The organism is Nitrosomonas limosa, assembly GCF_054188085.1.
This window is the reverse complement of record NZ_CM135180.1, coordinates 1,983,949-2,005,048: the sequence shown is the minus strand read 5'-3', so window position 1 is coordinate 2,005,048 and position 21,100 is coordinate 1,983,949. Positions and strand designations below refer to the sequence as shown.

At 51.6% G+C, this 21,100-nt stretch carries 20 protein-coding genes; 12 read left to right on the top strand and 8 right to left on the bottom strand.

The window, feature by feature from the left end:
* Window positions 1-9: 9 nt before the first annotated feature.
* Window positions 10-1,353, bottom strand: a complete 1,344-nt coding sequence (gdhA, locus tag ACV7NC_RS09185) for an NADP-specific glutamate dehydrogenase (RefSeq protein WP_458152254.1) — start codon at window positions 1,351-1,353, stop codon at window positions 10-12.
* Between the two features lie 346 nt (window positions 1,354-1,699).
* On the opposite strand from gdhA, the gene ACV7NC_RS09180 reads away from it, so the two are divergent.
* From ACV7NC_RS09180 to ACV7NC_RS09130, 11 genes are all read left to right on the top strand, one after another.
* Entirely contained in the window at window positions 1,700-1,897 is a 198-nt protein-coding gene (locus ACV7NC_RS09180; RefSeq protein ID WP_458152253.1) for a type II toxin-antitoxin system VapB family antitoxin, read from the top strand.
* A gap of 594 nt (window positions 1,898-2,491) precedes the next feature.
* On the top strand, window positions 2,492-3,499 hold the full coding sequence (locus tag ACV7NC_RS09175) for a hypothetical protein (RefSeq protein WP_458152251.1): 1,008 nt from the start codon (window positions 2,492-2,494) through the stop codon (window positions 3,497-3,499).
* An 88-nt stretch (window positions 3,500-3,587) separates the two neighbouring features.
* Window positions 3,588-3,938 carry a DUF3024 domain-containing protein gene (locus ACV7NC_RS09170; RefSeq protein WP_458152250.1) on the top strand — a complete coding sequence of 117 codons (351 nt, stop codon included), beginning with the start codon at window positions 3,588-3,590 and terminating at the stop codon, window positions 3,936-3,938.
* Window positions 3,939-4,073: 135 nt separating this feature from the next.
* The gene (locus ACV7NC_RS09165; RefSeq protein ID WP_458152249.1) at window positions 4,074-5,054 is read left to right on the top strand and encodes an NAD(P)-dependent alcohol dehydrogenase; all 981 of its coding nucleotides are present in this window, start codon (window positions 4,074-4,076) and stop codon (window positions 5,052-5,054) included.
* 158 nt (window positions 5,055-5,212) lie between these two features.
* Window positions 5,213-5,950, top strand: coding sequence for a DNA/RNA non-specific endonuclease (locus tag ACV7NC_RS09160; RefSeq protein WP_458152247.1), 738 nt, complete (start codon window positions 5,213-5,215; stop codon window positions 5,948-5,950).
* Between the two features lie 65 nt (window positions 5,951-6,015).
* On the top strand, window positions 6,016-6,249 hold the full coding sequence (locus ACV7NC_RS09155; RefSeq protein WP_458152245.1) for a hypothetical protein: 234 nt from the start codon (window positions 6,016-6,018) through the stop codon (window positions 6,247-6,249).
* Window positions 6,250-7,029: 780 nt separating this feature from the next.
* Entirely contained in the window at window positions 7,030-7,656 is a 627-nt protein-coding gene (locus ACV7NC_RS09150; RefSeq protein WP_458152243.1) for a DUF4145 domain-containing protein, read from the top strand.
* Window positions 7,657-7,788: 132 nt separating this feature from the next.
* Window positions 7,789-9,159, top strand: a complete 1,371-nt coding sequence (locus tag ACV7NC_RS09145; protein WP_458152242.1) for a flavin monoamine oxidase family protein — start codon at window positions 7,789-7,791, stop codon at window positions 9,157-9,159.
* A 404-nt stretch (window positions 9,160-9,563) separates the two neighbouring features.
* Window positions 9,564-11,249, top strand: coding sequence for a hypothetical protein (locus ACV7NC_RS09140; RefSeq protein ID WP_458152240.1), 1,686 nt, complete (start codon window positions 9,564-9,566; stop codon window positions 11,247-11,249).
* Complete coding sequence (locus ACV7NC_RS09135) at window positions 11,233-12,000, top strand: hypothetical protein (RefSeq protein ID WP_458152238.1); 768 nt, start codon at window positions 11,233-11,235, stop codon at window positions 11,998-12,000. The genes ACV7NC_RS09140 and ACV7NC_RS09135 overlap by 17 nt, the downstream gene beginning before the upstream one ends.
* 167 nt (window positions 12,001-12,167) lie before the next feature.
* A complete protein-coding gene (locus ACV7NC_RS09130) occupies window positions 12,168-13,169 on the top strand; it encodes a hypothetical protein (RefSeq protein WP_458152237.1) in 1,002 nt (333 codons plus the stop codon).
* 15 nt (window positions 13,170-13,184) lie between these two features.
* Here the strand turns inward: ACV7NC_RS09130 and ACV7NC_RS09125 are convergent, their stop codons facing one another.
* The 7 genes from ACV7NC_RS09125 to ACV7NC_RS09095 form a co-directional block, all read right to left on the bottom strand.
* Entirely contained in the window at window positions 13,185-13,415 is a 231-nt protein-coding gene (locus tag ACV7NC_RS09125; protein WP_458152236.1) for a hypothetical protein, read from the bottom strand.
* Window positions 13,416-13,658: 243 nt separating this feature from the next.
* The gene (locus ACV7NC_RS09120) at window positions 13,659-14,327 is read right to left on the bottom strand and encodes an O-methyltransferase (RefSeq protein WP_458152235.1); all 669 of its coding nucleotides are present in this window, start codon (window positions 14,325-14,327) and stop codon (window positions 13,659-13,661) included.
* 162 nt (window positions 14,328-14,489) lie between these two features.
* Entirely contained in the window at window positions 14,490-15,476 is a 987-nt protein-coding gene (locus ACV7NC_RS09115) for a class I SAM-dependent methyltransferase (protein WP_458152233.1), read from the bottom strand.
* A 5-nt stretch (window positions 15,477-15,481) separates the two neighbouring features.
* Window positions 15,482-16,687 carry an O-antigen ligase family protein gene (locus ACV7NC_RS09110; RefSeq protein ID WP_458152231.1) on the bottom strand — a complete coding sequence of 402 codons (1,206 nt, stop codon included), beginning with the start codon at window positions 16,685-16,687 and terminating at the stop codon, window positions 15,482-15,484.
* Window positions 16,678-17,682 carry a glycosyltransferase family 2 protein gene (locus tag ACV7NC_RS09105; RefSeq protein WP_458152229.1) on the bottom strand — a complete coding sequence of 335 codons (1,005 nt, stop codon included), beginning with the start codon at window positions 17,680-17,682 and terminating at the stop codon, window positions 16,678-16,680. The genes ACV7NC_RS09110 and ACV7NC_RS09105 overlap by 10 nt, the downstream gene beginning before the upstream one ends.
* A gap of 293 nt (window positions 17,683-17,975) precedes the next feature.
* Window positions 17,976-18,740, bottom strand: coding sequence for an FkbM family methyltransferase (locus ACV7NC_RS09100; RefSeq protein ID WP_458152227.1), 765 nt, complete (start codon window positions 18,738-18,740; stop codon window positions 17,976-17,978).
* 59 nt (window positions 18,741-18,799) lie between these two features.
* The gene (locus ACV7NC_RS09095) at window positions 18,800-20,065 is read right to left on the bottom strand and encodes a hypothetical protein (protein ID WP_458152225.1); all 1,266 of its coding nucleotides are present in this window, start codon (window positions 20,063-20,065) and stop codon (window positions 18,800-18,802) included.
* Window positions 20,066-20,342: 277 nt separating this feature from the next.
* Here ACV7NC_RS09095 and ACV7NC_RS09090 point away from each other — a divergent pair, with 277 nt between their 5' ends.
* Window positions 20,343-21,092, top strand: a complete 750-nt coding sequence (locus ACV7NC_RS09090; RefSeq protein WP_458152223.1) for a 3-deoxy-manno-octulosonate cytidylyltransferase — start codon at window positions 20,343-20,345, stop codon at window positions 21,090-21,092.
* Window positions 21,093-21,100 lie beyond the last annotated feature (8 nt).

Below are 21,100 nucleotides of genomic sequence, written 5' to 3'. Positions count from 1 at the left end.
AACAGCCTGTTAAATAACGCCTTGTCCCAGCATCGCGTCCGCCACTTTGACAAATCCGGCAACATTCGCGCCATCGACATAATTGACGCTGCCGTCAGGCTTGGTGCCGTATTTCAGGCAGGATCGGTGAATCGCCTGCATGATTTCCTTCAGGCGTGCATCCACTTCCTCGCGTGTCCAAGAAAGACGCATCGCATTTTGGCTCATTTCCAGGCCGGAAGTCGCAACGCCGCCGGCATTGCTGGCTTTGCCCGGCGCATACAACACTTTGTTATGAATGAAACATTCGACCGCTTCGGCAGTCGACGGCATATTCGCGCCTTCGGCCACGCAAATCACGCCGTTCTTGACCAGCGTTCTGGCGTCGTCGCCGTTCAATTCGTTTTGCGTGGCGCATGGCAGCGCGACTTGCACCGGGATATGCCACGGTTTTTGGCCCGGCAGGAAGGTGACGTTGACACGTTTGGCGTATTCATCCAGGCGCGCGTACAAATGATTTTTCACTTCCGCCAGCACCGCCAGTTTTTCCGGCGTAAAGCCCGCTTCGTCGACGATCGTGCCGCTGGAATCCGATACCGTCACCACTTTGGCACCTTGCGACATGGCTTTTTCCACTGCAAACTGCGCCACATTGCCGGAACCCGACACGGATACACGCATGCCTTCGAGCGAGCGCCCGGCATGCTGCAACACTTCCTGCGCAAAATAAACCGTGCCGTAACCGGTTGCTTCCGGGCGAATCAGCGATCCGCCGAAACTCAAGCCTTTGCCGGTAAACACGCAATCCGCGCGATTGGATAATTTCTTCATCATCCCCGCCATAAAACCGACCTCGCGTCCGCCCACGCCGATATCTCCGGCCGGTACGTCAGTATCGGAACCGATATGACGGAATAACTCACTGATAAATGCCTGGCAGAAACGCATCACTTCGCCGGGGCTTTTACCTTTCGGGTCGAAATCGGAACCGCCCTTTCCGCCGCCCATCGGCAGCGTTGTCAGCGCGTTCTTAAAAGTCTGCTCGAATGCCAGGAACTTAAGAATCGACAAATTCACTGATGGATGGAAACGGATACCGCCTTTATACGGACCAATCGACGAGCTGTGCTGAATGCGATAACCCCGGTTAACCTTCACTTCGCCATGATCGTCCACCCAGGAAACCCGGAATATAATCACCCGTTCCGGTTCAACCAGCCGATCCAGCAAACCATGTTCGGCATAGCGCGGATGTTCCGTGATAAACGGCCACAAACTTTCAATGACCTCCGTAACCGCCTGCATATACTCTGGTTGATTCGGATTGCGCTCAGCCACGTAGGCGCTGAACTCGTCGAGACTCTTATATTTCATTTTTATTCCCCCGGTAAGTGAAAGGTTATCTGCAAATAGGGCAATTTTGCCAAATAAATGCACCGGGCGCACTGTATTTTTGTCAGAAAAGGGGATTTTTGTCACTGCTGCTTGGATAAAGGGGATATTGGGTTAGTAACTAGACCGGATATGCTTGCGTCATCCGAGGTTATTATGAAATTTGCTTACGTGGTATTAACAGACCACGGCAAACATTTTTGAGCGAAGCGTTGCAAGGCAAATTAAAACGGTGGTAGCTTTTTGCGATAAATAATTGTGATAAGGATTTAATTTTATTGATCTTATATGCATCATTGTCTATGCTCATAGGAATGATATAGGAGACATGATGAGAACCACCCTGGATATACCGGAAAACCTTTTAAGCGAGGCCATGCGAATAACCCGCACTAAAACTAAAACGGCGGTGATCATATTGGCGCTGGAAGAGTTAATTCGTAAGGAAAGAATCTCGGAACTCAAGCAATTCAAGGGAAAAATCGGACTGGACATCGGCCTTGATAATCTTCGGGCGCGCCGGTAATGGCGGTGTTGGTGGATACCTCCGTCTGGATCGATTATTTCCGATGCGACCAGCAATCCGCTGAATTGAGTTATTTCATCATTGCGCAAAATGCTAAGGCTAATCAATGCGGGACTTCCAAATGCTCGCGCAAGCGATTAATATCAAACTTTATCAATTATCGGGATGAATACCATTAATCTTGTAACGATGGAATTTTGAGCTGTGGATCTAACATTTTTATGCAATGAAACCTAAATCTACAGCAACGCAATAAAATTAAGGAGATAGAATGAATTTTGCATTTTTAGACATGACTTGTGACGCAATATATCACGTCATTTCGGACGTCTAATTGTAGTTAGAACTCGCTTCCGTTTGCCAAAATGACCGAGACCGCGCCCTCTGAACGGCAATACAACGTTCTTGCTTTCGGAATCGAAAAGCTGCGCCTTCCTGTACCCGCAGAGCCCCTTCGAGGGCGCAATTTCTCAATATTCTTTGAGGCATATGGAACCCCTCGTAGATTCCATGAGTACGACGGGGTTGTAGTGTTCCAAGGCGTATTTGAGAAGTTTGAACGCAAATCCGACTACATGAACTCGTACTTGAGCCATGCATACGACGTGGATGAGTTGGACAAGCGAAAGAAGGAAGCTCGCCTTCTTCTCGGGTACTGATCTCGCAAAATACCACCTCAACTACTCTCACTTCTATCGTGAGAATTTCCGCAACCGCGCTGCGCACGTCAAGCCAATACTTGATGAATTCAAGCGATTCCTTGAGGTCTTTGGCGCTGCTAGCACCTATTTCAAGAACCACAACGACTCCCTCGAATGTCGCGTATTAGCTACGGTGGGGCAAGCTCCTGTAGGTTTATTACTTGAACGGGCAGAGTATTTCGTACCATCTCTAGTACCCGACGCACGCCCTGAGGTTGTCTCCGAGTATTTCAATCTGCTCATTGACGCGATTACGTCTATCCACAACAAGATCCACGTAGTTGTACCTGAATGGGCAACTGATTTTCAGTTTTCCGAAGAACCTTCGCTAGACAAAGAGCGAGCCGCACTATCGAAAGAGATATCACGCATTGACCAGCGAATTGAGCAACTGACAGCATTCAAGGCTGCGTTAGTGCAAACGGGGCCTGAGCTAGTTTCAAATGTCAGTGCAATGCTAACGGCCACCCTTGGAATAAAAGTCGACAACGTCGATGAGTTCCGCGAAGACGTGAAACTTATCGGGGAAGACGGCAAGGTAATTGCCGTCTGCGAAGTCAAAGGCATTAACCGCGGCGTCAAGCGCGAAAATATCAATCAAACAGACTCGCATCGAGAACGGTCTGGGTTTGACGAGGGATTTCCGGCAATTCTCATCGCCAATACGAACATTAAGGCTGCTCGGTCTCTTGCGGAGAAGAATCAGGAGATTGCCACAGAACAGGTTAAGCACGCTGTTCATATGCGTGTTTTGGTAATGCGAACCATTGATCTCCTTGGTTTGCTTCGCCTTGTTCTTTGTGCAAAGCAAACACCGGAAAGCGCCCGCGTCTTGGTGTTGTCAAATGCCGGTTGGCTGCGGGTCGACGGCGATGATGTTTTGGTTCTCACCGGCGAATGACTCACGCGAGTTCTAACCCATCATTCCACCGGACCTTGCGCATAAAGCCGCGCAAGTCCGGTGAATTCAAACATTCGGCGACACAGTAATGGCTCTCAGCGAGATCGAGCTGGCTCGTGTTCGGAAGGCGCTGGATGCGTTCATGGTCAAGCGTAGGCCGCCTGTTCACATCCGGGAAAAACTGGACCTTGGTTCACGTATCTCCGGTCAAAGCGTTGAGATTTTCGAGGTGCGACCTGCATGGCATGGCAAGCCGGGGGAGAAGCATGAGAGTCCGGTTGCAAAGGCAACGTTTGTGCGCAGCCGCAGGGTGTGGCGGGTATTCTGGATGCGTGGCGACCTCAAATGGCACGGCTACGAGCCGGCCTTGGAAGTGGACTCGATCGAGGAATTCTGTGCGCTTGTCGATGAGGACGCCTATGCGTGTTTCTTCGGCTGAAGAGTCGAGTGCGGTGCCAGCCGCCGAACAAGCAATTGCAGCGGACCGTGATACGTCAGCGTGCAGCCGCTAAATTGCTGTGTTGGACAACGTGGAAGACTGCGGATCAAAGCAAACTCTCGAGGGCGATAACGCATGAAAGCAGTTGTGTATGAAAGATATGGGTCGCCCGAGGTCCTTCAATTGAAGGAGGTCGAAAAGCCCACGCCCAAGAACAATGAAATCCTGATAAAAACATATGCGACAACGGTCACATCAGGCGACTGGAGGGTGCGAAGTCTCAATGTACCTATCGGCTTCAGGCTCATCATGCGTCTGGTATTTGGAGTCTCGAAACCCAAGCAACCCATACTAGGGTCGGAACTGGCCGGGGTTGTTGAATCGGTCGGCGAAGGTGTCAGGAAATTCAAAGCCGGTGACCAAGTTTTTGCGTTCAGCGATGCCGCCATGGGGTGTCATGCGGAGTACAAATGCATGCCGGGGGACGGAGCGGTGGCGCTAAAACCCGCCAATCTGACCTACGACGAAGCCGCTGCACTATCTTTTGGCGGAACAACGGCGCTGGATTTCCTCCGAAGAGGAAAACTTCAGAGCGGGGAAAGAGTGCTCATCAATGGCGCTTCCGGAGGGGTGGGCACAGCTGCGGTGCAGCTTGCCAAGCACTTCGGGGCAATTGTCACTGGGGTGTGCAGTACCGCGAACATGGAACTGGTGAGATCGTTGGGTGCCAGTCATGTCATCGACTACACCCGAGAAGACTTCGCACAGAATGGTGAAACCTATGATGTCATTGTCGATACCGTCGGCACGGCCCCGTTTTCCCGTAGCAAAGCTTCGTTGAAGGTAGGAGGACGCCTTCTTATGGTTTTAGCCGGGCTGCCAGACATGCTTCGGATTCCATGGGTGTCGATGACGAGCAGCAAGAAAGTCATCGCTGGGCCAGCAACCGGGCGCGCGGAAGATTTGCGTTTTCTCGCGGGGCTGGCTGAGGCGGGAGAATTCAAACCGGTTATTGACCGGCGCTATCCGTTCGAGCAGATCGCCGAGGCGCACCGCTACGTCGACACCGGGCGCAAGAAGGGAAATGTCGTCATAACTCTGGAGCATGACGATTGAACCCAGGAGCACGGATCACGTATGCGACCATCTGAGAGGGCATTGTCCAACATGGTGCTCAAGGGGGCGCGCCAAAAGCGGCGCGCCCGTTAGCTTTATGATAGGCTTGTTGCGCAACGTCTTCGCCCATTAGCCAATTAACCAATGAGGAGATAGTCATGGATCTGTTTCAGATACAACGCGAACTTCGCTACGGCGCCCCCGTGTGCGACGAAATACTGCCTGGGCGGTACTTTACCATCGGTTATTCGTGGTACTTCAGGCAGGCCAAATGGGTGCTCGAAATTGTCAATCCGAACGCAATGTTCGAGTGGGAAGTAGAGGATCGAAGCGATAACTTCCGGGCAGACATTCGAATTCCTCGCAGATTCCGTGCCGGCCTTAATGCGTACAAGGGTAGCGGATACGATCGCGGCCACCTTGTCGGGAGCGCAAATCATGATGAGCTGGAAATTCAGAACAGCGAAACGTTTCTTCTCTCCAATATGTCGCCACAGCAACCAGACTTCAATAGAGGCATGTGGCGTGAGCTTGAGAGCGCCGTTCGCAAGTTGAACGACAAGAAAAGCATTCTCGAAACCTACGTCCTAACGGCCCCGGTTTTCTACTTCGACAGAGCGGTTGAAACGATTGGAGACGCCAACGACAAGTATGGAATTGATGTACCGATCCCCCATGCGTTCGTAAAGAGCATACTGGCGGAGGACAACCGAGGCCGTCTCAGTCTCTGGACCTTTGAAATGGAGAACAAGAAGCTCACCGGAAGTCTCGAGGACTATTTGGTTGCAACCTACGACGCCGAGCAGAAGGTGGGTGGTCGATTCTGGGACCGCATTGCCGGTGCCGATCTTCATGAGCAAAAGCGAAAGCCAGGTAAGTTGTGGAGCATGGACTAACCGTGCAGTGGGCTATGCGAACGGCGCTGCCGCGCCGCTGCTGATGCTGAGCGTTAGGTTTTTCCATGCGCGCCATTCTTGCTGTAATTCTCGTTGCATTGCTTACGCTCAGTGGCAACTCGTTTGCCGGTGAGGGTATCGGTTGTCCTGCCGGTACTAAACCGAACGGCGAGACCATCCCGGATGTTTCTGAAGCCTGGCGTGAAATCGTCAGAGATGGCAAGGTCGAATATCACGGCCCATATCGGGCATGGTGGCTAAATGGAAAACTAGGAAATGAAGGACAGTACAGCAAGTAGCCGGATAATCTTGCGTTATCCAGAGTTATTATGAAATTTTCCGACGTGGTATTTACAGGCCACGGCAAACATTTTATCGACCTCGACAATCTTCGGTCGCACTGGTAATGGCGATGTTGGTGGATACTTCAGTATGGATCGATTATTTCCGAAGCGGCCAGCAATCCGCCGAATTGAGTTATTTCATCATTGTGCAAAATGCTAAAAACACTGATTAATTCGCCTGAGCAAGATGAGATGCAAAGCGGATGGAGCGCAAGAAACGAGACATATCAATCTGATAGGCGAGTTTTTGAGCACCAACCAACGCAGCAAATCGCTTGTGCAAGCAATTTCAATGTTTCCCTAGCAGGCCGTTGAAAAACGTTTTCGAGGCAGCCGATACAAGGCAAAAGCAGGCGAAAAAGCGCAGTTTATGCGTAATAAATGAGCATTTTGAGCTTGTTTTTAACACCGTAGCGGCAATGCAGATAGTTTTTCAATGGCCTGCTAAGGCTAATCATTGCGAGGTATTTTCGCTCCATAAACACTTCCAAATACTCGCGCAAGCGATTACTATCAAACTTTATCAATTATCAGCATAAATACCCTCAATCTCGCAAAGTTAGAGTTTTGAGCTGTGGATCTAACATTTTCATGCAATGAAACCTAAATCTACAGCAACGCAATAAAATTAAGGGGATAAAATGAATTTTGCATTATTAGACATGACTTCTGACGCGATATATCACGTCATTTCGGACGTCTAATTGTAGTTAGGCCTTTGTGGAGAATCTTTAAATGCTCATAGATTGCAACCTTTGCAGAGCAAAAGTTGATGCAGAAGTGCTATTTGAGCACAACGATCAAGACCTGTTCGCAACAAAGACATTTCTCCTAAAATGCCCTTCATGTAATTCGGCTCTCGTAGCGAAATCTGAAGAAGACTATGTAAATGACAAGTCCGTTTGGTCGCGCCCCGTTCGGGTTTATCCTCGGCCAACACGCGCTCTCGGATCGGATATTCCTGAAATTGTAAAAAAATCAATCGAAGAGGCTGAAAAGTGCATCCAGTCCGGCGCTTATTTAGCCGCAACAGCAATGTGCGGAAGATCACTTGAGGCGATTTGTAGACATTACAAGACAAAAGATAGTTACTTGGGCGGAGGCTTGAAAGAATTGCGTGACCTAGGAGTTATTGATGCTCGGCTTTATCAATGGGGAGAAGAGCTTCGGGATCAACGTAATAATGCTGCGCACGCTACCGACACCGAAATCAGCGCCCAGGATGCGAACGATGTCATGACCTTTACATATGCAATCATTGACTACGTTTTTCTGCTTGCGCAAAAGTTTGAGCAGTTTCAGAAAAGAAAGGCCGAGCGCGCCGCAAAGAAGGCTCAGGCTGGAAAACCGGCAAAGGCCTAACAATTCGTTCAAGCCGACCCCGCATCGTGGCGTCGGCCACGTGCCTACGCTACGCTAGCACGCGTCCGCCACCCCGCTGCGGGGCGGCTTAACTCAGGCGTTGAACGGCAATGTCAGTGTGTGAGGTTCGGAATGAATAAGCGTGAGTTTTTGAAATTGCTGGCCTTGGTACTGCTGGGTGGCAGTACCGGCGCATTTGGCGGCGGGCGTGATAAGGGCGTTATGAAAGGAAGTCAGCGAGTTCTGGTCATCGGTGCTGGGCTGGCCGGGCTTGCTGCGTCGAGAGAGCTCAAGCGGGCAGGACATCAGGTGGTTGTATTGGAAGCGCGAGACCGGATTGGTGGACGCATCTGGACCAGCAACAAATGGCCTGATTTGCCCCTTGATTTAGGGGCAACCTGGATACACGGGGTCACAGGCAATCCGATTACGGATTTGGCCGATCAATTGGGAGCGAAGCGCTTGGCCACAAGCTACGAGCGAACAGCCATTTACAATACCGATGGCCGGTTACTCTCGGAGGCGGAAGAGTCCCGGCTAGATAGTATCAGGAAACAGGTGTTCGACAGCTTGCGCAAAGCCCAGAACTCGGATGCAGATACTTCTGTCAGGCAGGCGGTCGCTTTGCTGGAGCGAAACTTTGCAGGCGATCCGGCAGCGCTGCGCTTCCTGAACTTCTGCATATCGGGGGAAATTGAGCAAGAGTATGCGGGGAGTGCCAATCGCCTTTCATCACACTGGTACGACAGCGCAACAGAATTCGACGGTGATGACGCTCTGTTTGCTCAGGGATTCAAGGTCATCACCGAGCATTTGGCGCAGGATGTTGACATTAAGCTATCTCAGGTCGTCAAGGAAATCCAGCGGCAGGAGCCGGAGGTCAGAGTCCACACCGCAGACAACGAGTTTGTCGCTGACCGCGTTGTTGTCACGCTGCCACTTGGCGTGTTGCAACACAATGATGTGCGCTTCGTTCCGGAGTTGCCCGAAGCGAAGCGAAATGCCATCAGCAAGCTGGGTATGGGGGTGTTGAACAAGTGCTACCTTCGCTTTCCGCAAGCATTTTGGCCCGATGACATGGATTGGCTTGAGTATGTCCCGGAACGCCACGGTGAATGGACCGAGTGGGTGAGCTTCAAACGTGCAACACAATTGCCCGTACTGCTAGGTTTCAACGCAGCTGACCATGGGCGCGAAATTGAAGCGTGGTCAGACGAAAGCATTGTTTCAAGCGCTATGGCGACGCTGAAAACGATCTTCGGAAACAACATACCCAATCCAGTTGACTATCAGATCACGCGCTGGGCATCCGACCGCTTTGCCCGCGGCTCGTATTCATTCAATGCGCTGAACTCAACACCCGCTATGCGTAACGCACTGGCGCGTCCTCTTGAGGGAAGGCTCTTTTTTGCTGGGGAAGCATGCAGCGAGGACTATTTTGGAACAGCCCATGGTGCGTACTTGAGTGGCTTGCAGGCAGCAAGAGATGTTCTTTCGCAGTGAAATTTTGCCGCCCAAATCAACCGTTCATGCCGGTGCCAGCTTGTCCATGCTGTCTTTGCGTAACGCTCATCGGTCGGAAACCAACGGGTACCCGGATTTAGAATGGCAGAAGGGGAATTTGGAAAAACGAGGTGAAGCGCCTTTTGGGTTCTGCATAGGTCCCCTTTTTTCTCAAGGGTGATTGCCACGCGGATGATGTCGCGCTTTTCGTGGTCTGTGAATTTCATGATGCAAGCAGCCTTTACCGGAGGTTATCGAGTCATTGCTAAATTTACATTCAATCAACATTTCTCTACACTAACAGCTCATTTCTGAAAGTCGTGCAATTGCTGTCTGTAAATCATTGATTAGCCGAAGATCTCTAATCTGGCGTTTTTGATAACACTGAATCACAGGAGGTTGCAATGAGCGAGAACGGTGCCCCTTTTATTCGCTTGGGAGAGGATGCTGACGAAGCGCCCCGGCTGAATTACTCGATCCCTGAATCCACCAACCATGTCGGTGTCAGCGTCATTTCCATCGATATCGATGAGAATGTTCTTAACGCCGCAACTCTGAAAGAACTCCGGGAGAATGTTGAGAAAAAGAAGGTCAAGCGGCCTCGGCCGGTCGGACCGGATTTACGCATCGACAATCTGACATTGGTATCCAAGAGCGATCGCGTAGCGACGGTGAACACGCTCAAGGCGGTTGCGGAAGTTTACGAGCAATATCCCGCGAGCTTCATTTATAAACCGAGCGAAGGCATGCTCGGGTTTTCCGGAAATTTCGACATTATTCAACCGAAACCGCGCCCGCCATCGCGGGTGTTTCCAAAAATCCTGTTCTTCGAGAAGCTGCAGATTTCCACTTTTTTAGGCAACTATGGCGCGGGCCGGGTGATTAAAACCTTTTCTTTATTTCCCGGCGAGAAAACCAAGATCTCGCTCAAGACCTACCAGAAAACCATTCAGAAGGACGAATCCAAGGTCAATTTCGGATCGTCGGTGCTGGATTCCGTGACCGAGGAAGCGGCCATCGACTTCGAGAATAGCCTGCAAAGCGAGTCGTCGAACAAATACACCGAAACCGAAGCGGATATTCTGAATTCGCAGAAAAACTATAACAAAAAAGAAGGGAGCGGCAGCGCCAACGTGCTGTGGGGGTTGGTCGAAGCCGGCGGCAGCGGCGGCTCGGAATCCTCGGAAGAAGTCAGCGGGGAATGGGGCACGCGAAGCGCGCGTGAATCCTTTGCCAACACGGTATCGAATGCATTGTTCAAACATTCCGCCCGCGCTTCGTCAAAGCGCGACGTGGAAATCAATACCAGTCAGGAACAAAGTTCTTCGACAACTTCGGAAGCGGGCTCGGAAAGTACCATCGAACGCCAGATCGAAAACGTCAACGTCAGCCGCACGCTGAATCTCGTGTTCCGTCAGATGGTGCAGGAATACATCTCGGTGTTGCATCTGACCGACGTGAAGATCGCGTTGTACGATGAATCGCCGGGGCCCTATCCGCAATATGCGATCCACGAGCTCGATAAATTCCTGGATGCGTATTTCTCCGACGATCCGCAGACACGGCAACGCATCCTGAGCGGCATCATCCGCGAACTGTTCTTTATCTTCGACTACCGCGATACGCCGCAGCAATTTCTGGAACAAGTGAATCTCGAATTTCCGGCGGCTTCGATTGCGGGATTGAATATCCGCTTGCCCAGGAACGTATCCTACTTGCGGGTGAATAAATCGCTGAAAACACGGCTGGAAGGACGCGAATTCATCGAAGTGCCAGGCGTGGTGCTTAAGGAAAACGTCATCACCATGCGCACCGATGGGGTTGTGGTCGATGGATTCCTGGGCCGCGGCGGCGATCCGCAAGCAGGGCTGCTCGATACGTATTCGGCGAGCTTGCAAACCGAGACAATCCGCGAAATGGCGCTGAAGAATTCGTTGCAGCAGGAAGAAATTTCCAGGATAGCGCTGGGGCGCGATGTCGTAGCCAATGGCGACGAGCAGCAAGCGGAACGGTTCCGCAAGGTTTTCTGCTGTGAACCGGAAGCCGTGAAGGAAGGCGAACAAGGCGGGCAGGATGACAACAACGCTTGAACGCATTCTAAACAAAGCGGCTATCCGTTTCGATGCCGTCCGCGACCGGGTGACGGATAGAGCGGAAGAAGTGCTCGGCTCAAAAAAACGGGTGCAAACACTGGAAATCTGGGCGGTGGGGGATTTTCCGAATCCCTGGCCGTCGGAACAAGCGGAAATCGATGCATTACTAAACGACGAATGGTTTCCCAGCACCAAGGATTTTGCCGCGGCAATCAAAAACAGCGGCGCGAAGGGAAAGAGCTATGACATCGTTAATCACTCCGCCAGCTTCATCAACCTGGTATACCTGCAACCCAAAGGCAGCATTGCCCGGTTAAACTTTGTAACCCACGGCGCCAGCGACAGCATCGGGTTGCAAGGCCGGATCGAAAACGACGGTGTCTATTTCGACGAAGAATTGGAAGCCGGGGTTCTGGAAGGATTTAAGGAAAATGGGATTTTGAAGGATGACGGAACCGTGGTCCCCTGGTCAGACGTTAAAGCCCGCTTCGCGAAAGATGCGGTGATAGTCGTCTATGCCTGCAAAGCAGCTCTGTCCGAGGATTTTCTTCAGTATCTGGCGGATGTGTTTGGCGTGACCGTGCAAGGATTTACCGCCGAATTGCATTATACCTATAGCGAAGAAGCGCTGCAGAATGGCAAGATCGATAGAAAGCAGTTGAAGGTCGACGGCCAATCCGGCATAAAATTACTGAGCCCTAATGTCACCAAAAAACCATTGGCACCGGTGGAATCGATGCCTCCGTAATGTCTTCATGTGATGAAATCTGAATCAGTTGCATTAAGGAAGTAAAGGAATCTTACATTACTGAATGTGATTTATGATGCAATATGATTACTTCATTTCAGACATCTAGTTCAAGTTAGGTATCAAAGCGGCTGTAGCACAGCACATAAGGAAGTTAAAGAAATCCGATGTTTTCACTCATAGAATCCAAAGAAGAAATCGCGAAGGCGCAGCGCAAATTGGAAATGACCATTCGCCACGAATTCAAAACGAAATCAGTAAAGAACATCGGCTACCCCGGTGGTACAACTTTCGATGCGAAAGTTCTTACCGACGGAAGCTACTGGTACTGGTCTTCGGATTACGATGACGAAGATATCCCGAATCCGCGACGACTAAACTGGTTCGGCATATTTAGAAATGACGCCGATCTACAAATTGCTGTCGAGATCAATACCGCATACGAAGGCCGTAATGACCAGGTTGCCGGCTTCTTCGCTCGCGACAGCGACACAGGCTCAATTTATCTCCTGCACTCGGGTCGTGTTGGCGGTGGGACCAAGGGGGTTGGGAAGGCTGCCTTCTTGGCATGGAGCGATCAGCGCCCAATCGACGTTGTGGACTCGTCTGGGGGTATCAGAGAGGGCGTAGTGGTAATGCCTATCGAAGGTGTCGCAGCAAGCCGATCTGCTGTTCGTTACATCGACATTATTGCCAATTTCAAACAAGCCGTGCGGGCGGGTGATTTGGATTCGCCCGCGTTCCAGAGCAAGAAGAAAGAACTCGAAGACTTTTTCTCTGAGTCCCGAGGTAGGCGTAAAGGCAAACGATCACAAGAAATTGACTACCTGTCGCGACATGGTGAGGTTGTTGATGCACTTTATTCCTGGCGAAGCTCGAGCCTATTGCCAAAAGGTGGTCGCTTGGTCAAAAATATCCTAATAGACATGGGGGTTGCGGTTTCCGACGAATTAGTGGAGGTCTTTGAAGTTAAAACCAGCACAGCGCGCTCCGACGTTTACGCAGCTATCGGACAGCTTATGGTTCACGGCACATCGAATGAATGCAGAAGAGTGATAGTTCTGCCAAAAGATGAACTCCTAGCTTCCGACCTGAAGGAAGCACTGGAGCGACTCAATATCGAGTTGCTCAAGTTCAAGCTGGATGAAAAGGCGGCAACCATTGTTTAACGATTAACCTGTTGATCAACACGGGCGCTGCGTGGCTTTCATCGCGCAGCACCCCTGAGCTTGGAAGTTATGCAACCAGTTGAAGTGCCACTCGATCTGAACGCCGTCATTGTCGCCGTAGCGGCACAGTGACGCAATTTGTCCATCGCTCGGGACACGCACTATGACGCTTTCAATATTGAGCTGCGGTGGTGGATCGGTAATCATCTCCACCGCCTGGACTTTCAGCCCTTCCCTGAGGGGCATGTCGTTGTTACGAAGCTGATCGACATCTTTCCGGTAGCTGGGCGCTTGCTTTATTGGGCGCGCAATGCGATACCGATGTTCCCGTACTTAGCGAAAACAGAATCCACAGACCTGGGAACACTGACCCCACCGTTCACGAAGCAGGAGCTTCAGGGAGCCGTCGATGGGTTCTTGGCAAGGGCTGCAAACAATCACATAGCCTACAGTTTTTCAAATCTCGCAACGGGTACCCTTACCTTCAACTCACTTCCTCCGCGCTACCACCAATCCATCGCGCGTTGGATTGATGAATGCGTCGAAGTCCGGGTCTTTGAAAATCAGCCGGTTATGTTCGGCGATGGCTGCGGTGGAGCCTGGGGACGCGTCTTGATACGTGTCCATCGCGACTCGTCCGCGCCATAGCACGTTATCCGCAATATACAGTCCGCCCGGGCGGATCCGGTCTTTCGCCAGCCGCCAGACTTCCGGGTAGGCGTGTTTGTCGACGTCGTTATAGCAAATGTCGAACAGTCCTTCGGTTTGGGCAAAAACTTCCTGCGCCATGCCGGTGTTGAACTGCACGCGTTGCCACAGCGCCGCTTGCGTTAAGTATTGCTGCGCGCGCTCGCGGTTCTGTGTGTCTGAGTCGCTGTAAATCACCAAGCCATCGTCGCCGACCGCGCGCGCGAACCAGTAGGCCGAATAGCCATAACCGCTGCCGAATTCGAATACCCGTTTGGCGCCGATCATTTTCGCCTGGGTTTCGAGAAAAACACCCGCCAGCCGGTTGACGATCGGAAAATTATTGCGCCGTGCATAATCTTCCATATCCAGCAACACCGGGTGATCGGTATGCGCCAACAGCTCGCGCATATAAGTTTCGATGAGCGGATCGACCGGGGCAATGCCGGATCGGTTAGATTGATTGTTCATTTTTAAAATCAGCGAAAGTTAAGGGCGTCTCTACAAATTCAGAGTTTTAGACAAGACGAGGCAAGAGCTAAAAATATTTTCGTAGCATATAATTGATATGTAAGGGAATATTTCTGTGATCAACGAAGTATTGTAACAAAATATGAATTTTCAGAGATGCCCTTAAGAAATTTTCTTGGCGATTAGCACACATTCTTCGCCAGAGTTTTTATCGAACCGGAAACGCAAGCTGGCAGCGACTTGAAACCGGAATCCCCGTAGCACATCGCGAACCGTGATACGACCGGTGTTTAGCTGCGCGGTATCCGCTAATTCCGCCGCTGACCGGCTGCTTTGCCCGATGCCGTACGCGCCGACCGGCGTGGTCCAGGTTTGCACGCCGCCGAATCCGGCTTTTTCCACGAGCTGCGATAAAGTTACACGATTGAACAAATGCAAATGCCGCGGTGGTTCGAGGCCGCGCCAACCGGCGGTGAAGGTGCGATGACCGTAACTGGCGGTATTCGGCGTCAGCAGCACGATCACGCCATCCTTTTTGAGCAAGCGGTGGCAGGTTTGCAGCATTGCCAGCGGGTCGTGCACATGCTCGATCACGTGACTCATGATAATCGCATCGTAGGGTTCTGTGGCGTCGATCGTTTCCAGCGATCCCAAATGCACCGCGATTCCATATTTTTGCCGCACGTGATCTGCCGCGAGCGGATCGACTTCCTGTCCGGCGACCAGCCAGCCGGATTTTTGCATTCGCGCCAGGCGCTTGCCGTTGCCGCAGCCCACTTCCAGTAACCGTCCCGGCAATGTCTGATCGAGATAAATGCGTTTGTAGCGGCGGCGTTCCTGGCGCAATCCCAACAAGATCACGCTGAGCGGGTGCAACAGGCCGCGCACGATGCGCGCCATGCGCGTGAGCTGCCGGTGACCGGCATGATCGTGGGTATAGTAAGTTTTATAGGCTTTGCCAATGTCTGCGATGGTTGGCCGGGGATCCAGCCAGACCAAACCGCAACTTGGTGACGGGCATCGTTTAAGTGTCCACTCACCTGGTGCGCCAAATAACCGGTCGGTCAGATGGGGATATAACACTTCACCCGGCTGTCCGCACAAATAACAAACCGGGTTTGACTCAGTAGCGATCGGTTCTGGTTGCATCGCGTTCAAGTATCCGCTGGTTGCCGTTGCCAGGCCATTGCAATGGCGGTAATGCTCAGCAATAACACCGGCATCCGGCTAAAAATCAGAAAAGCATCGGTTTGCCCCGCCAGCATCGCATAGCTCACCAAGCCGATGCCGAGCACCACCAGCCCATTCCGGTGAAAAGCCTGATACCAGCCCCAGTAAAATAACAACAAGATCAGTATTCCCGGTATCCCGATATGCATGCCGATCTCGATCCAATCGTTGTGATAATGCGAGGTTTTCTGAAACGCCGGTAAATCACGGTACAAGCCGTCTTTGTACGTCTGGATCGTGGTATCGAAATAACGCGCTGGCGCACCGGTTCCGAGTCCTGTCCACGGATGCTCGGCGATCGCGTGCAATCCCACATCCCACATCGCCAAACGATAACCGAGACTGGAACTGAAATTGCCTTGTTGCAGCAATTCGATATCGCCTTGCGCCAGTTTTATCCGCTCCTGAAAAGCCGGGCTGGTGTAGGCAAAAATTCCGGCGGTGATCACAATCGCGATAAAAATTGCGGCAAATTTACGCAGGTTGATACGATAGCGCCAATAAACCTGCAGCACGATGGCGCCCAGCGTAGCCAGCAAAAGCACCCGCCCATACTGATGAAATTGAACGTAAATCAACGCGATGGCCGCCGTCCACAACACCAGTTGCAATAGCAGCGACCGGCTCATGCAGGCAAGCCCGGCCAGCACGATCGCTCCGGCGCCGAGCATGGCGGAGAAACTCAAATACGACATGTTCAATGCTTGGATACCTTGTTCGCCGATCACCAGCCACTGATGAATACCCAATCCCAGCGCCGTCAGATAACCCGCGATCAAAGCCCCAATTGCCCACGGCAAACGTGCTTTGGTCAGCAGTGCAAAAAGAGGAATCAGCAGCAGCCAGATAAAATATTTCAGCCACTTTAACCGGCCATCCCAAGGCTCGTCGCTCCACATCAAACCGCCCAGCAACCATAAACAGAGTATCAAAATCGCCTGCATCAGCGGTTGTTTAAGTGCGTGAAGCAATCGATTCAAACCACCGTCGAGTACCCAGGCAATGACAAGCAAAGGAAAAGCAACGAAATTCAGTTCGTTACGCCAAAGGCCGGCGCAAAAAACCACCAATGCAAGGCGGATCAACCACTCCCGGCGATTGTCAGTCAGTATCGATCCGGTCATTGCCATGGTCGTATTTCCAGCCGCCGCAAACGGCCAAATAGCATCAACAATCCTCGCGCCCAAAAAGCAACCGGTGGCGATAACCAGATGGCGGTGATGCGCTTATCTTCTCGCGACCAGCCGCGCAACAGGATTTTCAGCAGCCCGCGCAAACTCAATTCACTATTCTGCATTTGCAAGCAAGATAATTTTGGCAGCCGTTCCGGCGTCAGCCAATGCAAGCGTCCGCCTTGGCGCATCACTTGTTCGATCGCGTTGCTTAATTCAGCCGATACTTCGGCGCCCGATACCACCAGCACATTGTGTTGCGCTTGCGGATAGCGTGAGAAATACAGCTTGCGGTTGCGCTCCACCAATTCCCGGTATGCTTTGCCGCGGCCAAACGAAGCACCGGTTTTATGCCGCACTATTGCTTCCGGATGCAACCCCATGCGCCAGCCCTGCTGATCCAAGCGGCGTCCGAGATCGGTATCTTCGTAATAACCTCGGCCAAATTGCGCATCGAACCCGCCCATCGCCAGGAAAACCGCGCGGCGGATCAGGAAACCGTAACCTCTGAAGCGATAAGTCGCAATATAACCGCCCGGTTGCCGCTGGTAGCGGTTGATTTTTTCCGCAGGCATCGCTGTTTCACTCGGACTGATCACAGCCAACTTGGGATCGGCCGCCAATGCGCCGCACAGCAGCGGCAGAAAATTCGAGCTGATTTCGAGGTCGGAATTGAGCACCAGCACCAGTTCGGCATCGGAGCGCGCCACCGCATCGTTCACCGATTTGCCGTAGCCTTGATTGACCGGCGCGTGAAAAACCTGCACTGACGGATACGGTAAATGATCGAGCATCGACCGCGTTTCTTCGCCGGATGAATCGTTCTGGATATGAATGGTGCGGATCGACGAGCTGAGGTGGGTGATAACGGAATCGATACAGCGCCGGGTCAATTCCGGCGCATTGTAAACAGGAATGACAACATCGATGACAGGAGCAATGCGATCACTCATCGGTTAGCCTAAAAATTCATAGAGACCTTTGCACGGTTACTGCGCGACACGATAATTGCGTTAAAAATTCGCGAAAAATGCTCATTTACCTCGTGTAAACTCCGCTTTTTCGCAAATTTTTGCCTTATTCTCGTACCGCTCATGACACCGTGCAAAGGTCTCTCATATTTCGTCACAATACATCGTTGCTCACAAAAATTATTTCCTTACATATCGTCCATGTGCTGCGTCAATATTTTTTGTTCCCGCCACGCTTTGTTTAAAACTCTGAATTTCTCGAGGTTCCCTGAGAATCATGCTCTGCCAAAAATCAAATACGATTCACCCCAGTTCTTCGACGGCCGTTGCGTGACTATCAGACCGGCTTGCTGCATCAAAGCGATGGCTTTTTCCTGTTCGGTCGCGGTGCCGAGTTCGATGATGACCGATTTCAGCGCCGGGTTTTTCAACACCGCCGCTGCGCCTTCGAGGATCGGAATTTCGATGCCGTCAACGTCGATTTTCATGTAATTCGGGTACGGAAACCCCCAGCAACTGCACAAATCATCCAGCGTCACGCCGAACATGCCTTGCACATGCGTGGCCGCCATTTTCATGTTCGTCAGGTCTTCGTGTCCGAATTGCGAACGATTGCCGCCGGGGATGAATTTGGGAATATACAATTTGGAAAATTCGCTTTTCCCGGACACCGCGACGCAGTAGGACAAAATATGTTCGCTCAGATTGTTCAGATAAATATTCTTGTTGAGCGCGTAATAGTTATTGCTCTGCGGTTCAAACGCAAACGTTTTTACCTGGCTGCCGTATTTCTTCGCCGGATACAATGAGTATTGGCCGATATTCGCGCCGATATCGAAATAATTCGACCCCGGTTCAAAGCTATCCAGCCAGTCGAGGGTATCGGGTTCTTTTTTCGAATAGGTTTGGGCGCGATTAAGCGTGCGCAAGTGGTCGACGGAAATGCGCAGATGCTGGCCTCTGACCGTGACGTCGGTATAGCCGCCTTTTAATTTGTAAGCCGCCACCACCAGCTCGTTCAGTATATCTTTTGCTCGCATTTCACCACCTCAGGGTCTGACGTTTTGTTAGCGGGTAAATCTTGGCCAAGAAGATGCAGTCAGCCCGCCGCTTGTTCCAGCAGCGCTACATAGCGCGGCAATACGTTGGCATCCGGATAATCCAGCATTTCATCCAAGAAACGTTGCCGGTGCTCTTCGATGTAGAAAGCATCGGTTCCATTGGTTAGAAAACCGTTGATTTTTTCGTACACATCGTCGCGGCATTTCAGTTCCGTTTCCGGCATGTAATAGGCCACGGCGGAGCGTGCGGCAATCAGATAATCCGCAGCCAGCACCGGTTTTTTCGCGCGGACTGCTTCGAATACCACGGACGTGGCTAAATCGATAATGACATCGGCCCAGTTCATCAAATGCACCGAATGTGCATCGTCGCTGGCAACCCGGATATTTGGCAGTTTCTTGATCGAGCTGTCGGTCGTCAGAGATTGTTTCCAGCCGCTACGGGTATGCGGTTTGATAATCAGTTCGACATCGGGAAACTCGGCGATCAGATGTACTACCTCGCTGACTTCTTCCCAGAAGGTGGTGAAGTTGGCTTTGCGCAGGAACATGACAATTTTCAACCGGCTGTTGGAGCGCACCAGCGGCGACGGCGGCATCAAGCCGGACAGAATTTTCAGCCATTCTTCGCAATAGCGGGGTGAGCCTAATACGGCCAACTGGCGCTCGTTCATGAATGGACGGAAACGCACCGAACATAACTCATTAGGCACGACCACCCGATCGAAGATGGTTGCTGCCGAAAACGTGACATCGGGTTCGACGCGCCGTTCGCCGCGGCGGATCAATTGACTGTAATGCGGACTGTCGCCGTGCGGCAGCGAAACCGTGCCGAAACCCCGGTGCCTGGCAATCGCCACGACGACTTCCACCCATTCGACACAGATCACCGAATTGCGCTCGATCCAGTCAAATGCCACCACGCCTTTGGTATCGTTGCCAAAACAGCGGTTTAGTAGAAATTCGGCGGTGTGCCGCCACAGCGGTTCGCGTTGGCGTTCGTCGAAGCGTTCGGCGAGTTTTTCAGCGATTCTGCCGATCACTTTGATACGCCGGACATTGCGCGTCAGCATCAGCATTTGCAAGCGCCATTTGACGTACTCGAGCAGCGGGAACAGTTCTTTCATGTGCGCAACGCGCACGCCCTGTAGTTGACTCAAATATTTGACGCGGAAGTCGCGGCGGAATTGCGTGGAGCCGATCAACACCACATCGCATTGATGGCCGGAACTGATCCATTTGTAAATGACCGGTGTCACATGATCGATATCGTTATAGTGACGTAGAAAAAAAAGAGCTTTCATGACTGTGTTTCGGTGGTCATAATATTCAGGAAACGCAACATCTCAAGTTTTTCCTAGATTTAACAGTAGATTCCGTAAAGCGCGCCATTTTACTCTGGCAACCTCTCAATTACCAGCAGCGCATCGAACTCCTGCGAAAAATAATGCCACCGATGCAACAAACCCGCAAAAATCAACAATAAATATTGCTCAGAACAGTAGAAAAACCTGATAATCAGCACATCGTTTTTCACCTAATTTTATTAACCCGCCCATTCATTCAACCTACGAAATTTTCATGAAAACAATCGCTGTTATTCCCGCCCGCATGGGTTCATCCCGTTTTCCGGGCAAGCCGGTCGCGAAAATCCTCGGCCGCCCGATGATCGAACATATTTACAAGCGCGTCGCTATGAGCCAATCGATCGATGCTACTTATATCGCGACTTGCGACGAAGAAATCCGTGAGATTGCGGAAGGTTTCGGCGCCAAAGTCATTATGACTGCCGACACCCACGAACGCGCCAGCGACCGCGTTGCCGAAGCGGTAACAAACCTGGATGCGGATTTGATCGTGATGGTGCAAGGCGACGAGCCGATGACGCACCCGAACATGGTCGATACCGCTGTTGCGCCGTTCAAACACGATCCGCAGTTGGGTTGTGTCAATTTGGTCAAAAAAATCGACCAGGAAGCCGACTATCTTGACGTCAATACCATCAAAGTTGTGATGGATCAGAAAGGTAATGCGTTGTATATGTCGCGCCGTCCGATTCCGACGCTGGCCAAAAGCGGATTTGCCAATACCGCCGCGTACAAGCAAGTGTGCATCATTCCGTTCCGCCGCGATCTGTTGTTTCAATACACCCGCCTGACGCCGACGCCTTTGGAACAACTGGAGTCGATCGATATGTTGCGGTTACTCGAACACGGCTTGCCGGTGCGTATGGTGCATACCGAATACAACACGCAAGCGGTCGATACTATGGCCGATCTGCAGCGCGTCGAGAAATTGATGGCGTCCGATCCGTTGCTCTCCCATTACTAGAATCAGGG

Bases quoted from the DNA above. Each gene is read 5' to 3' on its own strand.
- ACV7NC_RS09140 (WP_458152240.1), top strand. From the start codon at position 9,564: ATGAGCGAGAACGGTGCCCCTTTTATTCGCTTGGGAGAGGATGCTGAC.
- ACV7NC_RS09155 (WP_458152245.1), top strand. From the start codon at position 6,016: ATGCGCGCCATTCTTGCTGTAATTCTCGTTGCATTGCTTACGCTCAGT.
- ACV7NC_RS09105 (WP_458152229.1), bottom strand. From the start codon at position 17,682: ATGAGTGATCGCATTGCTCCTGTCATCGATGTTGTCATTCCTGTTTAC.
- ACV7NC_RS09165 (WP_458152249.1), top strand. From the start codon at position 4,074: ATGAAAGCAGTTGTGTATGAAAGATATGGGTCGCCCGAGGTCCTTCAA.
- ACV7NC_RS09120 (WP_458152235.1), bottom strand. From the start codon at position 14,327: ATGAACAATCAATCTAACCGATCCGGCATTGCCCCGGTCGATCCGCTC.
- ACV7NC_RS09100 (WP_458152227.1), bottom strand. From the start codon at position 18,740: ATGCGAGCAAAAGATATACTGAACGAGCTGGTGGTGGCGGCTTACAAA.
- ACV7NC_RS09125 (WP_458152236.1), bottom strand. From the start codon at position 13,415: ATGCCCCTCAGGGAAGGGCTGAAAGTCCAGGCGGTGGAGATGATTACC.
- ACV7NC_RS09175 (WP_458152251.1), top strand. From the start codon at position 2,492: ATGCATACGACGTGGATGAGTTGGACAAGCGAAAGAAGGAAGCTCGCC.
- ACV7NC_RS09115 (WP_458152233.1), bottom strand. From the start codon at position 15,476: ATGCAACCAGAACCGATCGCTACTGAGTCAAACCCGGTTTGTTATTTG.
- ACV7NC_RS09150 (WP_458152243.1), top strand. From the start codon at position 7,030: ATGCTCATAGATTGCAACCTTTGCAGAGCAAAAGTTGATGCAGAAGTG.
- ACV7NC_RS09090 (WP_458152223.1), top strand. From the start codon at position 20,343: ATGAAAACAATCGCTGTTATTCCCGCCCGCATGGGTTCATCCCGTTTT.
- gdhA (WP_458152254.1), bottom strand. From the start codon at position 1,353: ATGAAATATAAGAGTCTCGACGAGTTCAGCGCCTACGTGGCTGAGCGC.
- ACV7NC_RS09095 (WP_458152225.1), bottom strand. From the start codon at position 20,065: ATGAAAGCTCTTTTTTTTCTACGTCACTATAACGATATCGATCATGTG.
- ACV7NC_RS09180 (WP_458152253.1), top strand. From the start codon at position 1,700: ATGATGAGAACCACCCTGGATATACCGGAAAACCTTTTAAGCGAGGCC.
- ACV7NC_RS09135 (WP_458152238.1), top strand. From the start codon at position 11,233: ATGACAACAACGCTTGAACGCATTCTAAACAAAGCGGCTATCCGTTTC.
- ACV7NC_RS09160 (WP_458152247.1), top strand. From the start codon at position 5,213: ATGGATCTGTTTCAGATACAACGCGAACTTCGCTACGGCGCCCCCGTG.
- ACV7NC_RS09170 (WP_458152250.1), top strand. From the start codon at position 3,588: ATGGCTCTCAGCGAGATCGAGCTGGCTCGTGTTCGGAAGGCGCTGGAT.
- ACV7NC_RS09110 (WP_458152231.1), bottom strand. From the start codon at position 16,687: ATGGCAATGACCGGATCGATACTGACTGACAATCGCCGGGAGTGGTTG.
- ACV7NC_RS09130 (WP_458152237.1), top strand. From the start codon at position 12,168: ATGTTTTCACTCATAGAATCCAAAGAAGAAATCGCGAAGGCGCAGCGC.
- ACV7NC_RS09145 (WP_458152242.1), top strand. From the start codon at position 7,789: ATGAATAAGCGTGAGTTTTTGAAATTGCTGGCCTTGGTACTGCTGGGT.